Here is a 20277-nt window from a genome sequence, read left to right as displayed (position 1 = left end):
TTGCATTGGCAAAAACGAAAGGGTTGAACGAAGTAATGAAAATCAAACAAAACATTGATAAAATTCCAGGGGGCATTATGCTGGTGCCGCTGTTTATTGGCGCACTTTTTCATACATTTACTCCATGGGCAGGCGACTATTTTGGATCTTTTACCAAGGGGCTGATGACAGGTACGGTACCCATTTTAGCAGTGTGGTTTTTTTGTATGGGTGCTTCTATAGATGTGCGAGCGACGGGTACTGTATTGCGTAAATCAGGAACGCTCGTATTGACTAAAATCGCGGTCGCGTGGGTAGTGGCGATCATTGCATCCAGATTGCTGCCTGTTGGTGGTGTAGAAAGTGGACTATTTGCAGGTTTGTCAGTGCTGGCGCTGATCTCGGCTATGGATATGACGAACGGCGGGTTATACGCCTCCATTATGCAGCAGTATGGCTCCAAGGAAGAGGCAGGAGCATTTGTACTGATGTCACTGGAATCGGGTCCGTTGGTGACCATGATTATTTTAGGTAGCACCGGGCTGGCCGTTTTTGAACCGCAGACATTTGTGGGGGCGGTATTACCATTTTTGGTCGGCTTTATGTTGGGCAATCTGGATCATGATTTCCGAAAATATTTTGGGAACGCAACGCAAGCTTTGATTCCATTTTTCGGTTTTGCACTTGGTTGTTCCATTGACCTGAGTGTCATTGTCCAGACAGGTATGCTTGGTATCTTATTGGGTATTTTTGTAATTATCGTTACAGGTATTCCACTGATTTTGGCGGACAAATATATCGGTGGTGGCAACGGTACAGCAGGAATTGCAGCCTCTAGTACAGCAGGAGCAGCAGTAGCCAATCCAGTCATTGTCGCCAATATCAAGCCTGAGTTCCTGCCTGTTGCGCAATCTGCAACGGCCTTAGTTGCTGCTTCGGTCATTGTGACCTCGATTTTGGTACCTATTCTGACGGCATACTGGGCCAATTATATGAAGCGTAAGGGGAAATCCCAAGAAGCGGGGCCTGTAAATCCAGGGGCGAATATACCTAAATAAAGTTTGGATGATAATGATCTCAACTTATGGACCTTTCCATTACCCGGGAAATGCTTTTGCAGTTATACCTTCAATCCTAACATTACAAAACTTGTCCTAAAACGCTTCTGCAAACATACATATGTAAGCAGAGGAGCGTGATGGGATTGGAAAACAAGGTACGTCGCTATTACCAGTTAAAGCAAAAGCAAAAAGAAATTGAAGGTGAACTGACTGATTTGCGTAATGACATTACCGCTCATTGTGCACAGCAGGAAGTATCAGATTGGGAAATTGGCAACTACCGAGTCAAGATTATACAGCAGCACCGCAAGGAATACGATCATACAAAGCTGTATGATTCACTGCCTGATCCGCAGCTATGGCGCTTGTTTTCCAAGCCGGATACGTCGAAGATTGCCAGTTTGCTTAAGCTCAAGGTCATCGCAGAGGAGCAAATAAAAGATGCTGTTTCTCTTAAAACGGTGACGCTATTGCAGGTGGATAAAAAATAAATAAAAAGAGCTGCCCCCGTTTTCGGAGCCAGCTCTTTTTATTGTCTGTTGTTTACTAGTCTTCCATCTTCACGCTCTATGAATTATTTATCAGACAAACTTTTTCCCACTCCTTTGAGAAAATGAATACCAAATCCCATTGCCCGGTTTACATCTGGATCATTCATCGCCTTCATAAGATCGCGCAGACGAGTCTTTTTATTCTGCTTTAGATGTTCTTCGGCTTCGTTCAGGCCATTGGTAACGCTATTTGTCAGCTTTTTCATCAGCTCGGGGTCTACCTCAGACAGCATCCCTGCTGCTCCCATGAGATTATTGATGATGTTCGTCACAGGCTTACGCGTCGCTTGTCCTACAGCGATTTTGGCGATGCTTTCTTTGGCTTTTAGCATAGACTGAGCTGCTTCGAGAAGACCACTGTCGTGCAGCTCGCGTACGATTTCAAGCGTCTTCTGCAATGCCGCCCCATTGTCCGCCAGATCAGCAGTAAGCTGATCCAGCGATTGTTTTTGCCGTTCTTCTTCTGTCAGAACGTGTTTTCTCACAATTGAAATAGGCTTAGCCACGGCTTGACCTCCTTATTTTTGATCCACCAAATCGACGTAACCGGGACGGTTCCACTTACGGTCCACTTCAACCCCATTTTGCGGATGACGTTTTTTGTAACGCGGATTGATACGTGGTAGTGGATTTTGACCGTCTACCTCCAAAATTTGCATCCGTACTTTGGCTTGTTTATAGGCCGGTGTACGGGTGACCACATCGAACGCTCCACCAGTTAACAGATTGACCGCACCATCATGGCTGGTAGAGTGCATTGGCACATAAATTTCAGTTCCCTGCACCCGGTCTGTCACCAGAACACGTAGCTTGACCGCACCATAAGGGGATTCCAGTCGAACCAGCGATCCATTAGTGATTCCGCGCTCCTCAGCCAATTCAGGTGACACTTCCACAAATACTTTTGGAAGTTTGAGCTGAATACCCGCTGATTTGGTCGTCATATTTCCTTCATGAAACTGTTCGAGCAGTCGACCATTATTTAAGGTCAAATCGAATTCAACGGGGTACTCTTTCGGTGGTACATATTCGAAAAGTCCCAAACGCGCTTTTTTATCCGGAAAGTTAAAGCCGTTGCTGTGCAGCAACGGTGTATTGCTACCATCCGGCGATCCCCAGTGGAAGCTGTTCCAGCCTTCCAATACGTCATAATTACATTGGGAGAAAAATGGAGTGAGCGACGCCATTTCCTCAAAAATTTCACTTGGATGGCTGTAATCCCAATCAAATCCCATATGCTTGGCAAATTGGCTGAAAATCCACCAATCTGGTTTGCTGTCTCCTAGAGGGCGGAGTGCTTCATATAGACGCTGAACACGACGTTCGGTGTTCGTAAAGGTTCCGTCTTTTTCGAGTGAAGGTACGGCTGGCAAAATAACGTCAGCGAATTCAGCTGTCTTGCTCAGAAATACATCCTGAACGACAAGGAAATCCAAGTTCGCCAGCATTTCTTGGGTATGGTTGGAGTCGGCATCCACCCATGCCATCTCTTCTCCAGCGATATACATCGCTTTGAGCTTACCTGTTTCAATGGCTTCCAGCATCTGAATGTTGTCCAGTCCGCGTTGACCTGGAATTTGTACGCCGTAGGCCGCTTCAAACTTGGCACGAATGACATCGTTCGTCACGGGCTGATAGCCCGGGAAAATATCCGGCATCGTACCCATATCGGCAGCACCCTGCACATTGTTATGTCCGCGAAGCGGATATGCGCCTGCACCCGGACGCATAAAGTTTCCAGTCACCAGCAGCAGGTTGGCAATTGCAATCGAAGTGTAAGAGCCTGCGATGTTTTGCGTCACACCCATGCCCCAACAAATGGCAGTGCCGTCGGCTTCGTGAATCAAAGTCGCTACCTCAATCAGTGTCTCTTTGGAAATACCAGTTTCCTGTTCGGCAAATTCCAGGGTGAAACGCTCTAGCAACTTCAAATATTCAGGATAGAAGTTTACATGCTCTTCAATGAATTTTGCATCATGCCAGTTTTGCTCAATGATGTATTTGGCTACAGCGGATAACCATACATAATCAGTACCTTGCTTCGGACGAATGAACAGATCTGCGCGTTCTGCCATTTCATGCTTGCGCAGGTCGACCGAGATCAACTTTTGACCGTGCAGCTTATGCGCACGTTTGATACGAGTAGCCAGCACTGGATGTCCTTCTCCCGGCGCGCAACCGACCAGCATGACCAAACCTGCTTTGGCAATGTCTTTAATCGTACCGCTGTCCCCACCGATGCCTCCGGTGTATTGCAGCCCCCATGACGCAGGAGATTGGCAATACCGTGAGCAATTATCGACGTTATTCGTTTGGAAGACCTGACGAGCCAACTTCTGCATCAAATAGTTTTCTTCATTGGTAAATTTGGACGAAGAAATAAAGCCGAGTGCTTCGCCACCGTAAGTTTCTTGAATAGCTCCCATTTTGCTGGCCATCAGGCTCAAGGCTTCTTCCCAGGTAGCTTCCACAAATTCGTCCCCTTGACGAATTAAAGGGGAGGTCAAACGCTGATCGCTGTTCACAAAATCCCAGCCAAATTTCCCTTTTACGCATGTCGAGATACCGTTAACAGGTCCCTCAGAGGTAGGTTGTACCTTCAAAATTTTGCGGCCTTTGGTCCAAACCTCAAAGCTGCAACCTACACCGCAAAACGTACAGACGGTTTTCGTTTTTTTCGTACGGGTTTCACGCATCGCTGCTTCGGCTTCGGAAATAGCAAAAATCCCACTATAGCCCGGCTCCACTTCCTTTATTAAATCCACCATCGGATTTAATAAATCCTTGTTCATGCCACTCATGAAGCCTGCTTCTCCCAGCATGGATTTCTCCATCAAGGCATTGCATGGGCAGACGGTTACACACTGACCACAGCTAACGCAGGAGGAATCGTTAATCGCAACCCTGTCATCCCATATGACGCGAGGGCGTTCAGCTTCCCAGTCGAGGGACAGCGTTTCATTGACCTGAAGGTTTTGGCATACCTCTACGCATTGGCCGCATGCAATACATTGATTGGGGTCATATCGGTAGAAAGGATGAGACATATCTACTTCTGTCGGGCCAACTTTCGGTTGATACGGATATTTTTGATGTTCAATTTCCATAAGCTCTGCTGTATTATGCAAAGTACAATTACCGTTGTTGTTATCGCACACTGTGCAGTAGAGGAGATGATTTTCCAGCAATCGGTCCATAGCCTCGGTTTGAGCTGCTTTCGCGCGATCCGAATGTAAATGAATATTCATTCCATCGGAAGCCAGTGTCGAGCAGGAACGCATAAGCTTTCCGTCCACTTCCACGATACATGTGTCACAGGTACGAATCGGATCGACTTCGGGAACGTAACACAGCTGGGGATGGGCGATGTTGTTTTCGTTAATCACTTCAAGAATCGTTGCGCTGTTCTTCGTTTTCAGTTCCTGTCCGTTTAATGTAATTTTGATCGCACTATCAGTCACCGTTCAGGCTCCTTTCAGATTTTAAATTTAAAAATTAGGAATAAAAAAACTCCACCATAAACACAAGTGCTCGTGTTCCAGCACTTGTGTTTATGGTGGAGTAGTGACCAAGCTCTAGGTCCTGGAGGCCAATCCGCCATTTGAATATGTATTAATAACAGACAGTACGCACCGTCTGTATATCAATAACTTCTGAATAACTTAGATATGTCATTTTCTGCATTTCATCTCGTGTAACTATAACGTAAAATTTAAGATAGTTCAACGGTACATTATTAATTTTTTAATTGATAATGATTATCGTCTGAGAAATCGAAAAATCATTGACAAACGTTCCAGGATTGCTAACAATAGGAATGTAATCTATTTCAGAGCAATCGTAAATGGAGTGTACGTGGGAATCGCGTATATTTTATTTGTCGCAGCGCTTGTTAGTTTGATTTTTCTATATCACATGATGTGGGATTCGTAAAATCCTGATGTAGATAAATTAACCGGCATTTAGCAGATTCTTCGATATTCATAAGCGAAGAAGTTGTTGTGATGCCGGTTTTTTGGTTCAGTATAAAATGAATGGAAATACCGTCCCAATTTAGAGTGTAAAGAGTTTTATTAATGAAGACGGATTGAGGTGAACAGGATGGCGAACCGGAGCGACGATCAATGGAATCGTCCGTTACGGGACTTAAGAATATCCGTCATAGACCGATGTAATTTTCGGTGCCGATATTGTATGCCGGAAGAAATATTTGGCCATGACTATCCGTTTTTGCCAAAAGAAAAAATATTGACCTTTGAGGAAATTACGCGCCTTTCCCGTATTTTTGTCTCGCTGGGTGTTACGAAGCTGCGCATTACTGGTGGTGAGCCGTTGCTGAGGAAAAATTTATCCTCGCTTATTCATTCGTTAACTCAACTCGATGGGGTTGAGGATATTGCAATGACGACAAACGGCGTATTTTTGCCTAAATATGCTGTAGCACTGCGAGAGGCGGGACTAAAGAGAGTGACGGTTAGTCTGGATTCGCTCGATGATGATCGGTTCCGCCAAATGAACGGGGGCAGAAGCAGTGTAAAGGCGGTGCTGGATGGTATTGAGGCTGCGGCTCAAGCAGGGATGCAGGTGAAAATAAACATGGTCGTGCAAAAGGGCTTTAACGATCAGGATATTGTTCCCATGGCCGACTATTTCCAAAAGAAAAAGCATATTTTACGTTTTGTTGAGTTTATGGATGTAGGCAACACCAATGGCTGGAAATTGGATCAGGTCGTTTCCAAGCAGCAGATCATCGAAGCCATTCACGAGCATATGCCGTTAGAGCCTGTCCCACCCCAGTACAAAGGTGAGGTGGCGACGCGCTACAGGTATCAGGACAGAGACGGGGAAATCGGCATTATTTCGTCTGTTACGGACGCCTTCTGCTCCACATGTACACGAGCGAGAATTTCTGCTGAAGGCTCCTTGTACACGTGCCTGTTTGCCTCGCAAGGGTACAAGCTTCGCGCGATGCTGCGTTCCGAACAGTCCGATGACGAGATTAGAGCTTACATTGAGCGTGTTTGGAGAGAACGTACCGATCGCTATTCAGAGGAACGGCTGAATCATACACAGCAAGCAACATCTAAAATTGAAATGTCACACATCGGCGGGTGAGCCGAAGAGCCAGCCTGTCAGAAACAAGGGAGTGGAGCACATGGAAAAGCCAGCTGAGGTAAAACGTGAGATTCTACGTTATCGTGACGGTCAGATCAAGCGTTTTGAAGACACTGTGGTGACGGAGCATCCAGTGACCATCAAAATCAATCAGCAGGAATTTGCTACCATGGTTTGTACACCGGAGTATGTGGAGGATATGGCGGTAGGTTTTTTGGCCTCTGAAGGCGTCATTCAACGGTACGATGATATCGAAGATATTTGGGTTCAGGAAAAAGAAGGTTTTGTTCATATTAAAACCCGTCGAATGAATGAGTTTTATCAAAACTTTCATTCCAAACGGTACATTACCTCCTGCTGCGGTAAAAGTAGACAGGGCTTTTATTTTATGAATGATGCCAAAGTGGCAAAAAGAATGAATGACACCCATGTTACGCTGTCCTTTGACGATTGCTTCCGCTTGATGAATTTAATGCAAAGCTCGGCACTTACGTTCCAACAGACCGGTGGTGTTCATAATGCAGCGTTGTGCGATAAAGACGGCATGATCCTGTCCAGAATAGATATCGGCCGACACAATGCGCTGGATAAAATCTATGGACATTGCTTAAAACATGATATTGTATTGCAAGACAAAATCATAGTATTCAGCGGACGCATTTCGTCTGAAATTTTGTTGAAGGTTGCGAAGATTGGCTGTGAAGTTGTTTTGTCCAAGTCAGCTCCCACAGAGCTTGCACTTGAGTTGGCTGAGGATCTGGGAATTACGACCGTCGGCTTTATACGCAGTCGTTCTCTGAATGTGTATACGCATACTGAACGGATTGATGAACTGGTCGAATCTAAAATATAATATAAAAATCTTCAATGTACACCGTCATAGTTAACCAGCATGGAATAAAACCTTTCGGGGTATTCATTCATGTTGGTTTTTCTTGGTACATATGTGGTGGACATTCACTGTACTGAAAAGGAGGGCATGTTAAATGAACTATCATATTCAAGTATTTGCCGGACTTGCGGAACAGATGGGAGGGCCTATAATTATGGTGCCTACTGAGCAAGAAACGATGACCGTTGCCGCGTTAAAAGACTTGCTATCCGAGTGTTTCCCTGAATCGGCAGCTCAGTTGCAGGGTTCTTTTGTTGCCAGAAATCAAGCCTACGCCGCTCCTGAGGACCTCGTGAGTATATATGATGAGATTGCGATTATTCCTCCGGTTTCAGGAGGGTAAATTCTATTATATAGATAGATGAATTCGATAGAATAGGTGCAAGGGGGCAGATCATATGCAATACCGTATTCAGCTATTCGCAGGTATGGCGGAGCAACTTGGTGATGTGATCACAGTAGAACTTTCACAGGAAACGGTGACCATGGCAGACATTCGAAAAAGGCTGAATGAGCTGTACCCGGAAGTGACTTCACAACTGCCAGGTTCTTTTTTTACCCATCATAAAAAGCTGGCTTCTCCAGATGAACTTGTGCTTCCATCAGATGCAATTGCTCTTCATCAGTCAGCACCCGGGATGGAGACGGTCGTTTCAAAATGTGGTTTATTTGCCATTACGTACGACCCGATTGATGCCGATGAAGTAACCTCAAAGGTGCTCGACCCTTCTCATGGCGCCTCGCTGACCTTTAATGGTACGACTCGGGAATTCACGCAAGGTCAGCGAACGGTGCTGCTTGAATATGAGGCGTATGTCCCGATGGCCATGAACACGATGAAGCAGATTGGTGACGAAATTGCAGAGCGTTGGCCTTCTACACGTACTGCGATTACACATCGGCTTGGCACGGTCAGAATTGGAGAGACGAGTGTGGTGATTGCTGTCTCTGCTGCACACCGCGATACTTGCTACGAAGCCAGCCGCCATGCCATTGAACAGTTAAAGCAAATCGTACCGATTTGGAAAAAGGAAGTGTGGGAGGACGGCTCAGAATGGAAGGGGCATCAGCTGGGTGGCTGGAATCCTCAAAATACCCCAAAGCTTTCGAATAAGGACGAGGACATCTGAGCTTTTAGCTTGTCTGATCAACTTGTAGCTATCAATGGATAAGTATGGAGGGTAAACCAACGATGTCAGAAATGGACAAAATCCAGAAAATAGAAGTTGCTGCACAAGCACATGCGCATGCGTCTCATGCCCGTTATTCTAGACAGGAATTATTCTCGAAAATTGGACCGACAGGCCAGCAAAATATCCGTAGTAAGCACGTGCTGATGGTGGGGGCCGGCGCACTGGGCACTGCCAATGCTGACATGCTGGTGCGAGCGGGCATCGGACGGCTGACGTTGGTAGACCGCGATTATGTAGATTGGAGCAATTTGCAGCGCCAACAGCTCTATGACGAAGCGGATGCCCGTGATCAGATCCCCAAGGCAGTGGCCGCGCAGAAGCGATTGCAGCAAATCAATTCGGACGTGGACATTCGTGCGCTAGTCCGGGACGTCTCGCTAGATGAAATCGACGATATCGCAGCAGGGGTGGATCTCATCGTAGATGCCACCGACAATTTCGATACACGTCTGCTTATGAACGATTATGCGGTCAAGCATCGAATCCCTTGGATTTACGGGGCGTGTGTGGGCAGCTATGGGACAACCTTTACCATCGTGCCAGGGCAGACACCGTGCCTGCATTGCCTGCTCGGAACCGTACCGCTCGGCGGTGCGACCTGTGATACGGTCGGTGTGATTAGCCCGGCTGTACAGATGGTGGCGGCTTATCAAAGCGCCGAGGCATTGAAGCTGCTCACCGGGAACGAATCAGCCTTACAGGGTAAGCTGATTTCCTTCGATCTGTGGAACAATCAGTATCAGGCGATCCAAATCAGCGCCATGAAGAAAGCCGATTGTCCAACATGTGGTGAGTACCCTGTGTATCCTTTTTTACAATCGGAGCATCAGGCTAAAACGGCTGTCTTGTGCGGACGAGATACGGTTCAAATCCGCCCGGCCCCGGGTACTGTACGTGATCTGAATGAAGCGGCACGTTTGTTATCCCGTCAGGGGGGCAAAGTGGAGCATAATCCATACCTGGTATCCGTTGTTATCGGAACGCATCGAATTGTTCTTTTTCAGGATGGACGCGTCTTAATTCATGGCACGAAGGACATCGCTGAGGCGAGATCGATTTATCACAAATATTTGGGTTGACCCAATAGATTCGAACCGTTATGAGATGTACAATGTTTTCTTATTTTCGCCATCACATTTTCGTCATCTCATTTTGGAATTTATAGGATAGGGGAAGAACAAATTGAAAAAGAAATTTGGGTACATATTCACGTTCGTTGGATTGTTGGCATGGGTTCTGGCGGGGTGCTCGTCTCCGGCTGCTGTACAGTCGGCACAGTCTGCACCCAAGACAGAACTAGTCGTATCTGCCGCTGCAAGTCTTCAAGATAGTCTGAATACGCTCAAGGACCAGTATGAGAAACAGCACCCAGATATCAAACTTACCTTTAACTACGCTTCATCTGGTACATTACAAAAACAAATTGAACAAGGCGCACCCGCTGACGTATTTATTTCGGCGGGCATGAAGCAAATGAAGGCATTAACGGATGCTTCATTGGTGGAAAAGGATAACGTGTTGCTTCAAAATAAACTGGTTGTGGTTGTTCCACAAGATAAGGCGAAAAGCACAGATAACAAAAGCATTACGCTCAATGACTTGATGGGTCCTTCTTACCTGAAAGTGGCTGTTGGGGAGCCTACTACCGTTCCCGCCGGACAGTATTCCAAAGAATCGTTAACGAAGGCTGGACTATGGGACAAGCTGGAACCTAAGATGGTATTCGCCAAGGACGTAAGACAGGTATTAAATTATGTTGAAACAGGCAACGCCGATGCAGGACTCGTCTATCTGACGGATGCCAAATCATCTGATAAAACGGTCATAGCACTGGAAGTGCCTGAGGAATTGCATGCACCCATCCTGTATCCTGAAGGCATTGTAAAAGCAACCAAACACAGCCAGGAAGCAGGCGAGTTTCTTAATTTTCTACGGACAGATGAAGCTATGAGTGTGTTCAGTAAAGATGGATTTTCAGCCCCTACAGAAATGGCGGGAAAATAGAATTCACAGATAAAGGAGGGGGTTCCGTTGGATTGGTCAGCTTTTCTTCCTCCGGTTATCGTATCTGTTAAAGTTGCTGTCGTCGCCAGCATCATCGTCTTTTTATTAGCTACTGTGGTAGCGCGGATGATGGCGAACTGCACGCCGCGGAGGGGAACCAGCGTGATCGAGACCGTCCTACTTCTTCCGCTCGTTTTGCCTCCCACTGTTGTCGGCTTTATTTTGCTCATCTTGCTGGGAAGGAAAAGCTGGATCGGCACAGCCTTCGAAAGCCTGTTCCAGCAGACGATTGTATTTACATGGGGAGCTGCAGTGGTGGCGGCCGTAGTTGTTGCTTTTCCACTGGCTTACCGTACCATTAAAGCAGGTTTTGAAGCTGTAGACCCTGAGGTAGAGCAGGCTGCACGTGCGCAAGGTGCCAACGAATGGCAAGTGTTTCGCCACATTACGATGCCCCTTGCCTACCGACCGCTCATTTCAGGATACATTCTCGGATTTGCCCGAGGGTTAGGGGAATTTGGCGCTACGCTGATGCTTGCAGGTAATATTCCTGAACAGACCCAAACCCTGCCTACAGCGATTTACACCGCGTCCGAGGTCGGAAATATGACACTCTCTTGGAGCTGGGTAGCTGTCATCATTTTATTCTCTTTTATCATGTTGATGCTTTCAAATCGACTGGTAAAGGATTAGCTCTTTTGGAGTAAGAACATGCGCAGTCTGCCGATAGGGTAGGCTGTGTTTTATTTGTCTTGAGAAAATAAAACTCTTAGACTTCTTCATTCACTCTCCAACTCTTGGCATTCGAGGTACTGGAGACTCGCGGAAGGTCGAGGCGGTACTCCGTTTGCAGGCGTAACAGATTCGGTGAATTTTTGTGGTATAATTTACAAAAAAATAAGCAAAGGGAGATGGGGAACCATGAAGAAATTCGGGCAAATGTTTCTGGTAGGTTTAGCCATGGTTTTCGGGCTTGGTCTGGTGGCCGGAAATGTGCAACCTCCCGCTGCTTCCGCGGCCGGTACAGAATATTATGTGTCCACGAGCGGCAGCGACTCTAATGCCGGAACGAACGATGCGCCGTGGAAGACGTTGCAGCACGCGGCTGACGTGGCTCCTGCGGGCAGCACGGTTTACGTCCGAGGCGGCGTGTACAAGCAGAAATTAAAGATTACCCGCTCTGGCTCCGCTTCGCAGGGTCCAATTGTGTTCACCAACTATGGGACAGAGACCGCCATTATTGATGGCAGCGGACTTTCGGTCAGCGGGAACGAAGGGCTGATCGAACTGGCCGATGTCAATCACGTTACCGTTCAGGGGTTTGAAATCCGTAATTTTACCACTGCTTCCAAGAACACGGTGCCCGTAGGTATTTATGTCCACGGTTCGGGCGGCTTCATTAATCTGTCCAACAACAAAATCCATGACATCAAAAACACGGTCACCCCGACCGGCAAAGATCGGCTGGGCCGGGACGCTCACGGTATCGCTGTTTATGGCACGAAAGCTCCGGCTTCGATTCACGACCTTACGATCAGCGGTAATGAGCTGTACAATCTCGTGCTGGGCTCCAGCGAATCGCTCGTTTTAAACGGCAACGTGGACGGCTTTGCGGTGACCGACAACCGCATTCACGATAATGACAACATCGGGATTGATCTGATCGGTTTTGAGGGAACTGCGCCGAATACTGCTTACGATCAGGCGCGAAACGGGCTAGTGAAGGGCAACCGGGTGTACAATAATTCTGTTCAAAATAACCCATCTTACAAGAGCGATGACAACTCGGCCGGTGGTATTTATGTGGATGGAGGCAAGGACAGTATTATCGAGCAGAACTACAGCTACAACAACGACATCGGCGTCGAAATGGCCTCCGAGCATGCCGGCAAAGCCACCAGCAGTATTACAGTCCGCAGCAACGTGATATATAACAACCGGCTGACTGGTATTGCCATGGGCGGTTACAATGAGGAGCGCGGCTCAACGGTAAACTGCAAGATCGTGAACAATACGCTATACAAGAACGATACATTTGACGACGGAAGCGGCCAGCTTTTGGTTCAGTACGATACGCGAAACAATGTGATCAAAAACAATATTTTCGTGGCCAGCTCCACAGATATGCTGATCTCCAATGGATACACCAAAAATTCCGGCAATGTTGTGGATTATAACTTATACTTTGCTCCGAGCGGCAGTTCGGAAGCTAACTGGATCTGGAAAAATAAAGAGTATACGGGATTCTCTGCGTACAAATCGGGGACCGGCAACGATACGCATTCTCTGTTTGCCGATCCTAAATTCGTGAATGCCGCGAACAGCGACTTCCATTTGCAGTCTTCGTCACCGGCGATCGATGCCGGGAACACGGACCGTGCCATCATTGGAACACTGGATATTGACGGGAAGCCCAGAGTACAGGGAGCCGCGGTGAACATCGGTGCCTACGAGTAAGTCCTATATTTTATGACTAGTGCATAGCGAAACTATGTGGGGCCGCTGCTTGTACGTTTTTACAATGTTCCTTGCAATTAAAACACCTTCAAAGAGAATCCCCATGTCGTAAGATATGAGGATAAACTTTGGAGGTGTTTTTGCGTTGGCAACAAGATTAAGCTATCCTCGGAAAGTAAAAATGGAAGTCGTACAAATGAGATTAGATGGTTGTTTCTGTTCGAGAGGCTCTGATTAACATAGTTGTTGTACACCTTTGAACCATACGGACTTGATCGACAAGGTATCCGAGATGTTGGTTGTCGGATCACCGTTTACTAGTATAAGGTCAGCGAGCGCACCTTCGGTAATACAGCCGCGATCGTAAAGCCCAAAGCAACGGGCCGGTTTCGCAGTAGCCGACTGAAGCGCTTCTATGGGAGTAAATCCGGCCTCAACCAGCAATTGCATTTCATGATGAACGCTGGCTCCATGAGCAAGACCGCCAAGATTGGGAACAGGAACGGGGGCGACATCCGTCCCGACCAGAATATCCACACCGGCACGGTGAAGATCCATCACATTTTTAAAGCTATTCTCCAAATTGCCTTGCGGGAAAGTATGGAAGCTTGAGTTCAAAATATCGATCCATTCTGGACTTAATTTGGAATAAACACGTGAATCATTCGCCAATTCTGATGCCGGATTTCCCAGAATGGATGAGTTCAATACTAAGCACGGTATAACAAATGCGCCTGAATCCGCTATGGATTTCACCAACTCGGATGTGCATTCGGGCCTGTCGAGAAATAAGTGACCCAATCCGTCGACTCCCATATCGATGGCGGTTTGCGAAGAATCAGCCGTCAAGACGTGGGCTATGACAATTTTATCGAATTTATGGGCTTCTGCCACGGCTGCTTTTAAAATCTCGTCGCTTAAAATAGGTAGTCCAGGGGCACCCAAGACCGTCCCTTCTTCAATCATGATTTTAATATAGTCGGCGCCACTCTCCACCTGGGTATGCACATGTTTGATCGCTTCTTCCACTGTCGTCACTTGGGGCACCTCTTCGTGATCGTGAGCGTAGGCGGCTAGCATAGCTTCCCGGTCTTCCTTAGGTAACTTCTCCAATTCCTTTAATACGAACTCCGGAATTTCATCCTCATCCTGCAATAATTCATCCGGATGACCACCTGGAGCAGTGATCGCTGTGCCGGCAGAACGGACTTCGGCGACGTCATTCACGTTTTTCAACTGGATCTTGCGCCCTCTTTCTGTAAAACTGCCGTTCATTTCGAGTTCTGTCGTGACGCCGAATTTTAAAGCATCTCGTAACCCACCGATTGAAGTGTGGACATGCGCATCAATCAGGCCGGGCAATAATGTCGCATTTTCCCCATCGATGATCGTTGCATGTGTCGGAAGGTCTCCGCCTACCGAAATAATGGTTTCCCCATGGATGACAACATTTCTGGGCTCAATAACTTTTTCACCATCGAAAATACGTACATTCGTAATCGCTGTAACTTTTTCTACCGTAGAGCTTTGAGTTACATTCTTCATGTCGTTCCTCCTTAGTGTTCAATCTTAAACACTTAGAATTCTAACTATTAGTTTTATAACTGTCAATAAACTAATTTTCATTTGACAAACAGTTTAGAGATTTATATAGTTTATTTACTGACAATTAGACTTCTAATAATTTGAGGAGATATGATTATGAAAACCCAAAAGGATACGGTTTATCTGGATTTGTTTCAGATTATTGGTCTTAAGTTAAAGAAAAGAGCGGACGAGAGCATAAAAGAGTTGGGATTAAATGCTCAACAAGGAAAAATGATTAAATATATCTACGAGAATCAAGAAAATGATTTAATTCAGAAGGATCTTGCCGATCGGTTTCATCTGCGCGGAGCCAGCATTACAAGCATACTTCAAGGTCTTGAGCAAAAAGGATTCATCGAGCGCAAAATCCCGGCCAATAATGAACGGCAAAAAAATATTTATGTTTTACCAAAAGCCATTGAATTGATTGAAGCTTTTAGTGACTCTTTCCAAAAGGTGGAGGACGAAATTGTTCAAGCCCTGACCGAAGAGGAGAAGCGAATTTTAGAGGAAATGTTAATCAAAATTAATGAACGCTTATAATTGCAGATAAAATCATGTTCCAAAAATCACTTTCGCTAGTCTCTGTTTTATATGATAGGAATCGGTTATGATGGAAATAGTAATAGGGATTTTAGTAGATTTTAGGAGAGCGGTGCGATATGAGAAGGGAAACGGGTTTTAACGAAATTATTCGAAAAGTACGTAAAGAGCTGTTTGGGAAAGGCCCGGAACGCATACATACGACCTTTGTAGATAATATGGCCATCACGATGCTGTATGGAAATTTAACCCCATCTGAAAAGTTTCTTGCACAAGAAGAATCCGGGAAAGAGATGGTGCATGCAGCCCGAACCAAAATGGTTCAAAAAATATATCCCACACACTTCAATAAAGAACTGGAGGATTACATGGATTCCCGGCTGCTGCACCTCTTTTCAGATATTAAAGTGGAGGAAGATATAGCCATCTCCGTTTTTGTATTTGAAGATAATATTACTGCAAAATAAAAAGAAGGCGGAACCGACATAGCATCCATATTGTCGGAGAGTTCGGCTGCACCTTCGATTTAATTAACGATGTCCTAATGGAATGAAAAGAGAGCTGTTTCTGTTTACACGTTTTTTCTTCTTCGATATTGATATTGGGACCATTGGTAGAGAACAAAACATCCTATGCAAAAACCAAGGATAGCCACCAAGGCCGCCACCAGGACCATGGCCGAGAATACATAAGCGACAATACTCCACTGGAGCATAAATCCTACCCAAGCGACCAACAGAAAAAAGACGGCAAGAAGCTGATTAAACCTTTGCTGCTCTCGGTCCTCCTGCACATACGAGGAGGGGCTTTTCTTCAAGAAATGCTTGGCTATCCGCATTACTGGATTGAAGTTAAAAAGGACGCCGAGCAACCCCGCGATAAGAGGAATAACTAGCACCCCATATCCCCCTGTAATCCAAGTAAAAACTACAGATAAAACAATTACCCATTGATTAGCCCTGACTAACGGACGCGGAATGGAAGATGGATTTTGGCTCATATATATCATCCTTTTCATATCGGAATAAAGTAAAAACTGAAATTATTATAGCCTAACATTTGGAGAATAGATACCAAGAAAAAATGAAAGACTCTGCAAGTCCATCTGCTAAGTTTTTTTGTCTTTCTTAATTCCTAGCGATGTATCAGCCAATTTGTTACAATTCTTATATATGTCAATTGGGGAAGATAGACATTGTTTTACTCTATGCGCAAATCACGGAGCATGAAAGGAACCTACATAGTTTATGAAAAGAAATGATTTTGGAAATAGGATGAAGGAATATGAAAATGCCTATAGATTAAGCCTACCACGCCGTTTACCCGTAATCATCAGAATTGATGGTGCGCATTTTCATACCTTTACACGTGGGATGACGAAACCTTTTGATGAGAAACTAATTTTTGCATTATGGGAGACGTGTAAATATTTGGCCTATAACATTATGGGATGTAAACTGGTGTATCATCAGAGCGATGAAATTTCACTGCTTCTTACGAATTATGACAAATTAACGACGCAATCCTGGTTTGAAAATAATCTTCAAAAGATGGTGTCCATATCTGCTTCTCTGGCTACAGCCAAATTTAATGAGGAAATCCAAAAGGTTTACCCAGGTCAGCCTTTAGCCACTTTTGATGCGAGAGCATGGGTCTTGCCCCAGGATGAGGTTACAAACTACTTTCTATGGAGACAACAAGATGCTACTAAAAATAGCATTTCTATGGTAGCTCAAGCCCATTTCAGGCATTCAGAATTAGAAGGGTTGAACGGAAATCAGCTCCAAGACAAGCTTTTTGTGGAAAAAGGGATAAACTGGAACGAACTTCCGGTCTGGCAAAAGCGGGGAATTTGCATTACCAAACAACAGTACAACAAAGGCGAAGCCGTCAGAAGCAAGTGGGATGTTGATCATGAGACACCGATTTTTTCACAGAATAGAGATTATATTAACCAATATGTATACTTGGACAAGGATGTGTAGATTTGGAGTGTGTCATTTTTATAGGAATTCAGGCTTCGGGCAAGTCGACATTTTATAAAGAACATTTCTTCAAAACACATATGCGAATAAACCTTGATATGCTTAAAACACGGAATAGGGAAAATATTTATCTACATGCCTCCATCGAAACAATGCAGCGCTTTGTTGTAGATAATACAAATGCCACTGTTATAGAACGGAAGAAATATATAGATACTTGTATAAATAAGGGATTTAAAATTATTGGCTACTATTTTGAGCCCGATTTTGCAGAATCTATTAAGCGTAATGAGCAGCGCACAGGCAAAGAGTATATTCCTGAAATCGGTATTAAAAGTGTAATGAGTAAACTAGAGATCCCAAGCTACGAAGAAGGATTTGATGAACTCTATAGTGTGATTTCCAATGAAGGAACGTTTCAGATCAGAAGGCTGCCGGAAAACCATTCAATATAGGGGGAGTACCATGAACATACCTGAGAGATTCATCAAACGTTTTCCAGCATACGAGGACGTATTTGCCAGCGATCTTGAACATCATCGCAAGCACTTTCTGCCGATTTGCTCGATTAATCTTCAGTTTTTATTCCCGGAGCAGGACGAGTGGCTGCATTTTGTTTCCGTAAAAGAAATACACGAAGGCTGTGTGGGTGAAAATACTCAGCAATTTCATACCTCATATACCAAGGAAGATATGCTGGGTTTCGATGTAATTGACGGCAAATACAAATTTGAAGCGGACTGGAATTATTTTAGCCTTCATCAGAAAGAGCAATTGGAAGCCACCTATGAAGCGCTGAAATCTACCGGGGATAAAGCGTACCTACGTATGAAGAGAGAAGTTATGGCGTTGGACGGACTGGAACAGGTGTATATGGCTAATGAACAAGACTACCAAGCTCGCAAAGCATTTTCCTGGAAAACAAAAAAATTTATCCATATTCCTCCTTTGGGGAGGCCCAAAAGCCTGTGGAAGAGCTCACCCGTGATTTTGAGGAAAAGCAATCCAGCGGTTGGGGGCTGAGTTTCCCTGAAGTTAATGGAATTTTGGATGATATCGCTTTTCAGTCTGACAAGGCTCAAAGTTACATCAAGGAATATGACGAATCTCTGGAAGAGATGCTCCAATTCGAGCAAACCAACCTGCTTCATGTACCTAAATGTCCCAATGGTGAGACTTTTGCCTATATCGGTTCCATTACCGGGTATTATTTTCAAGCGTGTGGGGCGGATACCGTCTATTTATTTTACGACCAAGAATTAAGTAAAGCGGTAATTTGCTTCGAATATTCATAAGTGAGGATTTTGCAAAATCCTGAAGTATAAAAAAACTCCCATAAAGGGAGTTTTTTCAGGCTGTCGAGAAAGTCTCGACAGCTATTTTTATGTTGATTTTGTTTAAGACGACAGCGCGTTAATGTTGTATAATATAGGTAACTATTGTAGAACGGACGGTGTTGGTATGCTGCGATCTTATCGAGACAAACAACAATCCTTTGAATTGGTTTCCCTGGAAGAACTGGTGCCGCAAGATCATTTGCTTCGCAAAGTGGATACATATATAGACTTCTCCTTTATTCATGAGAAGGTAAGCCCGCTGTATTGTGCGGACAATGGGCGTCCTGCCATTGATCCTACCGTATTGTTTAAAATGATCTTTCTCGGTTATTTCTATGGCATTCGCTCAGAACGGCAACTCGAGCGAGAAATCCAGACGAACTTGGCTTATCGTTGGTTCCTGGGGCTGGGCTTAACCGATAAAGTACCGGACCATACGACGATTAGCTGGAATCGCCGCACTCGCTTTAAAGACACCACGATCTTTCAAGATATCTTCGATGAAATTGTGTTGCAGGCGATCTCTCACCGAATGGTGGGCGGGCGTGTTCTCATGACCGATTCCACCCACCTCAAGGCCAATGCTAACAAACATCAGTACACCAAAGAGGAAGTATTGCAGAATACCAAAGAGTATATGGACGAGCTTAACGAAGCGGTGAAGGAGGACCGGAGAAACCACGGAAAAAAGCATTAAAATCTCGAGAGGAAGTGAACGAAGAAAAAGAAATAAAAGTAAGCAAAACCGACCCGGACAGCGGCTATATGATCCGTGATGGCAAGCCCGAAGGCTTCTTCTATCTGGACCACCGAACGGTGGATATGAAGTACAATCTCATTACCGATGTGCATGTGACACCGGGAAATGTACATGATTCCATCCCCTATTTGTCCCGTTTGGACCGCCAAAGAGAACGTTTTGGTTTTCAAGTAGAAGCCGTGGCGCTAGACTCCGGTTATTTAACGACGCCGATTTGTCGAGGTTTACAAAACCGAAAGATTTTTGCCGTGATTGCTCACCGAAGATTCCATCCCAGACAAGGACTGTTTCCAAAATGGAAGTTTGAATACGATGCCAAACGCAATGTGTATAGATGCCCGGCCCAACAGGAACTGCCCTACCGAACGACGGACCGTAAGGGATACAGGCAGTATGCCTCTGACCCAGCTCAGTGCCAGCATTGCCCGCTACTGGGCCAGTGTACCCAGTCTCAAAACCACCGCAAAGTGGTGACTCGACATGTCTGGGAAGACAGCAAAGAGTGGGTGCGAAGCAACCGGCTGAGCCCATCCGGGAAACAGCTATACCGCAAACGAAAAGAGACGATTGAGCGAAGCTTCGCGGATGCCAAAGAGCTCCATGGGTTTCGCTATTGCCGTTTGCGCGGACTTCCGAACGTCAGGGAACAAGCCCTCATGACGGCAGCCGTGCAGAACATGAAGAAGATGGCGATCCACCTGGATCGCCTAGAAAAACAGGGGTAACACCCCGTTTTTCCAGATACCAGACCATTATGGTGTAAGGAAAAAGAAACCCACGTCTCAAAAAGACGGGGTTTCTCGACAATCTGAA

General features: G+C 45.5%; 19 protein-coding genes and 1 pseudogene. 16 read left to right on the top strand and 4 right to left on the bottom strand.

Annotated elements, in window-relative coordinates:
- Positions 1–35 precede the first annotated feature (35 nt).
- Positions 36–1037, top strand: coding sequence for a 2-keto-3-deoxygluconate transporter (gene kdgT / locus BM358_RS24745; protein ID WP_028542532.1), 1002 nt, complete (start codon positions 36–38; stop codon positions 1035–1037).
- 140 nt (positions 1038–1177) lie between these two features.
- Complete coding sequence (locus BM358_RS24740) at positions 1178–1531, top strand: hypothetical protein (RefSeq protein ID WP_013311244.1); 354 nt, start codon at positions 1178–1180, stop codon at positions 1529–1531.
- Between the two features lie 83 nt (positions 1532–1614).
- Here BM358_RS24740 and BM358_RS24735 read toward each other — a convergent pair whose 3' ends face one another.
- Positions 1615–2097, bottom strand: a complete 483-nt coding sequence (locus BM358_RS24735; RefSeq protein ID WP_028542531.1) for a helical membrane plugin domain-containing protein — start codon at positions 2095–2097, stop codon at positions 1615–1617.
- A 12-nt stretch (positions 2098–2109) separates the two neighbouring features.
- Complete coding sequence (gene fdhF / locus BM358_RS24730) at positions 2110–5052, bottom strand: formate dehydrogenase subunit alpha (protein WP_028542530.1); 2943 nt, start codon at positions 5050–5052, stop codon at positions 2110–2112.
- Positions 5053–5692: 640 nt separating this feature from the next.
- On the opposite strand from fdhF, the gene moaA reads away from it, so the two are divergent.
- The 8 genes from moaA (at position 5693) to BM358_RS24690 (ending at position 13252) form a co-directional block, all read left to right on the top strand.
- On the top strand, positions 5693–6706 hold the full coding sequence (gene moaA / locus BM358_RS24725) for a GTP 3',8-cyclase MoaA (protein WP_023989570.1): 1014 nt from the start codon (positions 5693–5695) through the stop codon (positions 6704–6706).
- A 40-nt stretch (positions 6707–6746) separates the two neighbouring features.
- On the top strand, positions 6747–7559 hold the full coding sequence (gene fdhD / locus BM358_RS24720) for a formate dehydrogenase accessory sulfurtransferase FdhD (RefSeq protein ID WP_023989569.1): 813 nt from the start codon (positions 6747–6749) through the stop codon (positions 7557–7559).
- Positions 7560–7692: 133 nt separating this feature from the next.
- Entirely contained in the window at positions 7693–7941 is a 249-nt protein-coding gene (locus tag BM358_RS24715; RefSeq protein WP_028542528.1) for a MoaD/ThiS family protein, read from the top strand.
- A gap of 55 nt (positions 7942–7996) precedes the next feature.
- A complete protein-coding gene (locus BM358_RS24710) occupies positions 7997–8728 on the top strand; it encodes a molybdenum cofactor biosynthesis protein MoaE (RefSeq protein WP_028542527.1) in 732 nt (243 codons plus the stop codon).
- Positions 8729–8790: 62 nt separating this feature from the next.
- The gene (locus BM358_RS24705) at positions 8791–9870 is read left to right on the top strand and encodes a thiazole biosynthesis adenylyltransferase ThiF (RefSeq protein ID WP_028542526.1); all 1080 of its coding nucleotides are present in this window, start codon (positions 8791–8793) and stop codon (positions 9868–9870) included.
- Between the two features lie 103 nt (positions 9871–9973).
- On the top strand, positions 9974–10795 hold the full coding sequence (modA, locus tag BM358_RS24700) for a molybdate ABC transporter substrate-binding protein (RefSeq protein WP_023989565.1): 822 nt from the start codon (positions 9974–9976) through the stop codon (positions 10793–10795).
- A gap of 27 nt (positions 10796–10822) precedes the next feature.
- Entirely contained in the window at positions 10823–11488 is a 666-nt protein-coding gene (gene modB, locus BM358_RS24695; protein ID WP_028542525.1) for a molybdate ABC transporter permease subunit, read from the top strand.
- A 228-nt stretch (positions 11489–11716) separates the two neighbouring features.
- Positions 11717–13252: a choice-of-anchor Q domain-containing protein gene (locus BM358_RS24690; RefSeq protein WP_028542524.1), complete on the top strand. Its 1536-nt coding sequence runs from the start codon at positions 11717–11719 to the stop codon at positions 13250–13252.
- A 234-nt stretch (positions 13253–13486) separates the two neighbouring features.
- On the opposite strand, the gene BM358_RS24685 is transcribed toward BM358_RS24690, so the two are convergent.
- Complete coding sequence (locus BM358_RS24685; protein ID WP_023989563.1) at positions 13487–14797, bottom strand: amidohydrolase family protein; 1311 nt, start codon at positions 14795–14797, stop codon at positions 13487–13489.
- 156 nt (positions 14798–14953) lie between these two features.
- On the opposite strand from BM358_RS24685, the gene BM358_RS24680 reads away from it, so the two are divergent.
- A complete protein-coding gene (locus tag BM358_RS24680) occupies positions 14954–15382 on the top strand; it encodes a MarR family winged helix-turn-helix transcriptional regulator (protein WP_023989562.1) in 429 nt (142 codons plus the stop codon).
- Between the two features lie 119 nt (positions 15383–15501).
- A complete protein-coding gene (locus BM358_RS24675; protein WP_013311231.1) occupies positions 15502–15849 on the top strand; it encodes a Na-translocating system protein MpsC family protein in 348 nt (115 codons plus the stop codon).
- 104 nt (positions 15850–15953) lie between these two features.
- Here the strand turns inward: BM358_RS24675 and BM358_RS24670 are convergent, their stop codons facing one another.
- Positions 15954–16382: a DUF4395 domain-containing protein gene (locus BM358_RS24670; protein ID WP_028542523.1), complete on the bottom strand. Its 429-nt coding sequence runs from the start codon at positions 16380–16382 to the stop codon at positions 15954–15956.
- Positions 16383–16629: 247 nt separating this feature from the next.
- Here BM358_RS24670 and BM358_RS24665 point away from each other — a divergent pair, with 247 nt between their 5' ends.
- The 4 genes and pseudogenes from BM358_RS24665 to BM358_RS24650 all read left to right on the top strand — a co-directional run bounded on the left by BM358_RS24665 (position 16630) and on the right by BM358_RS24650 (position 20189).
- Positions 16630–17367, top strand: coding sequence for a tRNA(His) guanylyltransferase Thg1 family protein (locus BM358_RS24665; protein WP_028542522.1), 738 nt, complete (start codon positions 16630–16632; stop codon positions 17365–17367).
- Positions 17368–17369: 2 nt separating this feature from the next.
- Positions 17370–17822, top strand: coding sequence for an AAA family ATPase (locus tag BM358_RS24660; RefSeq protein ID WP_028542521.1), 453 nt, complete (start codon positions 17370–17372; stop codon positions 17820–17822).
- A gap of 10 nt (positions 17823–17832) precedes the next feature.
- Positions 17833–18662: pseudogene (locus BM358_RS24655) on the top strand (siderophore biosynthesis protein).
- Positions 18663–18828: 166 nt separating this feature from the next.
- A protein-coding gene (locus BM358_RS24650) for an IS1182 family transposase (RefSeq protein ID WP_091002014.1) occupies positions 18829–20189 on the top strand; the annotation gives its coding sequence in 2 pieces (ribosomal slippage) (positions 18829–19396 and positions 19396–20189; 1362 coding nt in all).
- Positions 20190–20277 lie beyond the last annotated feature (88 nt).

Origin of the sequence: Paenibacillus sp. cl130 (assembly GCF_900116035.1) — a bacterium.
GTDB classification, from domain to species: Bacteria; Bacillota; Bacilli; order Paenibacillales; family Paenibacillaceae; genus Paenibacillus; species Paenibacillus polymyxa_B.
Note: the sequence above shows the minus strand (reverse complement) of the source record. Positions and strands in the feature narration are given on the sequence as shown.